This is a genomic window from Caldimonas sp., assembly GCF_046289365.1.
Taxonomy (GTDB): Bacteria; Pseudomonadota; Gammaproteobacteria; order Burkholderiales; family Burkholderiaceae_C; genus Caldimonas.
In genome coordinates, this window is sequence record NZ_JBKBVU010000290.1 from 1 (window position 1) to 2785 (window position 2785).

Here is a 2785-nt window from a genome sequence, read left to right on the forward strand (position 1 = left end):
GGATCTTGTAGGCGAGCCGGCTCTCCAGCCAGGTGCGGTGGTGATGCTTGGGCCGCTCCTCGAAGTACTCGTCCCACAGCGCCCAGAGGCTGTCCATCGGCAGGTGGGGCAACTGGGCGATGTGGGCGGCGACGGTGGTGCGGTCTGGGGGGCTTGCGTGTGCCGTCATGGGCGAACTCCTCGTGCGTGATCGGGGTTCGCATTCACGCGCTCGTGGCCGACGAAGCCAAGGCCAACCGTGTCGCTGTCGGTGACGGGGCCGCCGGGCGGCGGAAAGGGGCGAGCGCGCCGCCGCAGGAGGGCGCAGGCCAGTAGATCGACGATCTCTTGGTGCGCGTGCCGAGGCCGATCGGCGTCGGGCGCCAGGGAGAGGGGTTCGAGTTCGTGCATGGCAAGCGTTCCGAAGGGAAACGCTCGTCATGCTAGGAATCGAGGGACTTCGCGTAACGTGTTTGGGCGGGGATGCGCGGGCTGCCGCGCCCTGCCTCATCGCATCGGGTGCCGGCCCGTCGAGACGAACTGGTCGTCGCTGTCGAAACTCTCGCCGTCCTGCCATGACCGATCCCAAGGGCGAGGCTCAGCGCTTTCCAACAGCAGCAGGGTCAGGACGCGATCTCTCGAGGCATAGCTGTGCTTGAACTCGCGCAGCTTCATGTAGGGTGCCTCCTCCGGACACCAGACCGCGGCGGACATCTCGATGCCGTCCCACGCCTGCTCGACGCTGGCGTCGGCGGCGAGCGTGCCGGGTAACGGCTCTTGCGGATCGCCGGTGCGCCGGATGCGCGCCCGCGTCCTGACGGCCTTCTCGCTGCGCCATTCGTATTTCGCGTAGCCGTTGTCCCAGTAGACCAGGATCGCGCGCTGCGAGGTGGATTTGATGAAGCGGATGCACAGCGCCTCGATCGAGACCTGGAAGCGCTTGGCAATGCTGCTCAAGACGTGCAGATCGATGCGTCGGTTCGAGATCCACTCGCGCAGCAGATCGCCGGGCATCAGCAAACTGCTGGCGAAGTCGTCGGCCTCGCGCTCGATCAGGCGCATCGTCTCGTGGCCGGAGTGGACGCTGTTCTTGTCACAGTTGAAACGCGGCTGCCGGTCGCGATGCAGGATGAAGTGCCCGAGCTCGTGAGCGATGGTGAATCGCTGTCGCTCCGGACTGACGGTGCCGTTGTAGGCGATACCCCAGACCTCAGGGTCACCGGGATCCCGCGCCAGCATGCCCTCGAAGGCATCGTCGTTGAACTGCACCGGGGGACGAATTCCCCGAACCCCTTTGCCGTAGGGCGTGCTCGGCAGCATCTGCCGCACGACATCGAGATCGACGGCCTCGGGCACGTGCGCGCCGTACCACGCCCGCAGCCACTTGTGGACATGGCTCGCAGCCATCGAACCGGTGAGGTGGCGCGCGGCGCTCAAGCGTCAGTCCCCGCCTCGGCCCTTGTCGGGGAACATGATCTCGAGCGCCTGCCGGTAGCGCTTCTTCTCCTCTTCCGTCATCCCGGCATACGCGCGGAAGAAGGACACGTCCTCGGGACTGGCCTCGGGAACCGAGGACATGGGCTCGCCCATGATGTCTTCCATCGTCACGCCCAGCACCTTCGCCAGCGCCTGCACGCGCTCGGCCGAGGGGCGTTGCCCTTCCTTCATCTCCAGTTCCCAGATGTAGGCTTTGGTACAGCCCACTGCATCGGCGACTTGCTGCAAGGTCAACTTCTTCGCCTCGCGCAAGCGCCGCAGGCGTGATCCGAACGCCGAAGCCATGGCGATGTCCCGTCTCGATTCGACTGCCAGTGTCGGAAAATCAGACCGACAGTATAGCCGCGAGATACCAGTAAGCGCCAGCAGTGCCTCGATGTTTGACAAGCGGAAATGGGCGGAACACAATCGCGCCGTATCTCGCTGCTTTACTCTTGCGAGATCGCCGTTCGGTAACCCAGTCGCCGGCCCGCGAACCCGCCCCCTCGGTCCGCAGCCCTCGACACTCCTTCGGAAAGGACCGAGACGATGAAGAAGACCTTCGTCGACGTGCTGCTGGAACTGCCGGTGGACGCGACCCTCAGCGCCTTCCTGACCTCGCACGGCCTGCCCGTGGCCGCCGACTTCGACTGGGAGGATGCGCCGCAGACTTCGCAAGCGCTGGTGGAGGCCGTTCGCGCTTGGCCCGACATCCCGGCCCGTGACCGCCTGATCGGCAACCTCATGGCCAGCGTCCAGCTGGCCGATCCGGCCGGCAAGCAGGCGATGTTCCAGGCCGCGGCCGGGGACGGTACCGTGCTGCTGGGCCTGGTCGGATGCCGGAGCGACACCCACCGCTCCTTCTGGCTGTATGCCAACCATCCGGCACTCTTCGAGCGGGCCTGCGAGTTCGACTACCTGGAGCGCCACGGGTCGCAGGCCCAGCAGCACGACCTCGGCGTGAAGCGCCGACCGAACCCCTCGGATGCCGCACTGGTCGCGCTGCGCCAGGCCATCTCGGGCTTCTATCAGCGCGAACTGCAGTGCGGCGACGGCAGCGTGGCTTACCTGGTGGAACGCCGCCCCGGCGTGTTCCTGCTGACGGTGCACGTCAAGGACCTGGCCATGCTGCGCCTGGAGTTCGAGGGCGCCCATCTCACCCGTCGCGTCGGCAACCCGAACATTCACATGGTGCTGGAGTACGCGCTGGCCACCGGCGTCGTCCGGACGCTGGTTCGTGGCGGGGCGAAGTACCACCAGATGCTCGTGGACGCCTTCGCCGAGCACCTGCTGGGCGTCAAGGTGGACGCGCACCGCATCGAGCCGCCGA

At 66.4% G+C, this 2785-nt stretch carries 4 protein-coding genes and 1 pseudogene; 1 reads left to right on the plus strand and 4 read right to left on the minus strand.

Translation table 11 applies throughout. The annotated features are described in order from the left end of the window. From ACK42S_RS17085 to ACK42S_RS17100, 4 genes are all read right to left on the minus strand, one after another. The coding region (locus ACK42S_RS17085; protein ID WP_409710395.1) for a DUF2924 domain-containing protein at positions 1-169 on the minus strand (169 nt) is incomplete at its 3' end. Then, positions 166-390: a hypothetical protein gene (locus ACK42S_RS17090; RefSeq protein ID WP_409710386.1), complete on the minus strand. Its 225-nt coding sequence runs from the start codon at positions 388-390 to the stop codon at positions 166-168. The genes ACK42S_RS17085 and ACK42S_RS17090, both read right to left, overlap by 4 nt. A 96-nt stretch (positions 391-486) precedes the next feature. After that, positions 487-1416: an ImmA/IrrE family metallo-endopeptidase gene (locus tag ACK42S_RS17095; protein WP_409710389.1), complete on the minus strand. Its 930-nt coding sequence runs from the start codon at positions 1414-1416 to the stop codon at positions 487-489. 3 nt (positions 1417-1419) lie between these two features. After that, positions 1420-1761: a helix-turn-helix domain-containing protein gene (locus ACK42S_RS17100; RefSeq protein ID WP_409710392.1), complete on the minus strand. Its 342-nt coding sequence runs from the start codon at positions 1759-1761 to the stop codon at positions 1420-1422. Positions 1762-2004: 243 nt separating this feature from the next. On the opposite strand from ACK42S_RS17100, the pseudogene ACK42S_RS17105 reads away from it, so the two are divergent. Then, positions 2005-2785: pseudogene (locus ACK42S_RS17105) on the plus strand (hypothetical protein); the annotation flags it as partial.